Below are 657 nucleotides of genomic sequence, written 5' to 3' on the forward strand. Positions count from 1 at the left end.
CCCTTTCTTTTGCATACTTGTTCTTTGGGCATCAAAGAAAAGTATGTCGTAGCCCGTGGATGGGCGTCGAAACCTGTCAGGAAGACATATTAGCCTTACCCTCCATGGCTCGTATCAAAGCGCGTCCATGCGCTTCTCGTTCATTCATTTTAAACGACGAAAAAGAACGAACCAAGAAAACGTCGCCCCAGCATCACACTTAATCCTCAAACCCTAAGCCGATATAGTGCAACCGTCTTGTAAGGCACGTCCTTGTGCCTGACAAGACTTAGCCGACATCCTGTCGGCACATTGCATATCGGCTTATGCTTTTCGGGTGTGATGGAGGGGGAATAAGTTGCTTGTGAGATCGTCTACGATTTTTACGATGAAGCTGTTTGCAAGGGTTACAAAAACTATCAGCGTAGCCTCCTAACTCACCGTCTGAATCGTTTTGTGGGAGGTGGTTCACCCGCCGAGAAGTTATGTTTTTCTGGTGTGGTTAAGGGGGGATTAGTTTTGGTTGCGAGGTAATTAGTGGTGGGTGTCAGCGATTTGCTAGTTTTATCTACTAAAGCAGCCGATTAGCTTACAAGCACCAAAAAAGCTCTCAGCACCGTTTTTCTCCCTCATCACACCCGAAAGTAAATTGCCAATGAGTCATTTCAACGCATGGAT

General features: G+C 46.3%; 1 protein-coding gene. It reads left to right on the forward strand.

Features of this window, described 5'->3' with window-relative positions; genetic code table 11:
• Positions 1-203, forward strand: a 203-nt coding sequence (locus A587_RS25330) for a hypothetical protein (RefSeq protein ID WP_232288114.1), incomplete at its 5' end; no start/stop codon positions are given.
• Positions 204-657 lie beyond the last annotated feature (454 nt).

Origin of the sequence: Pseudoalteromonas sp. NJ631, from assembly GCF_000276645.1 — a bacterium.
Taxonomy (GTDB): Bacteria; Pseudomonadota; Gammaproteobacteria; order Enterobacterales; family Alteromonadaceae; genus Pseudoalteromonas; species Pseudoalteromonas piscicida.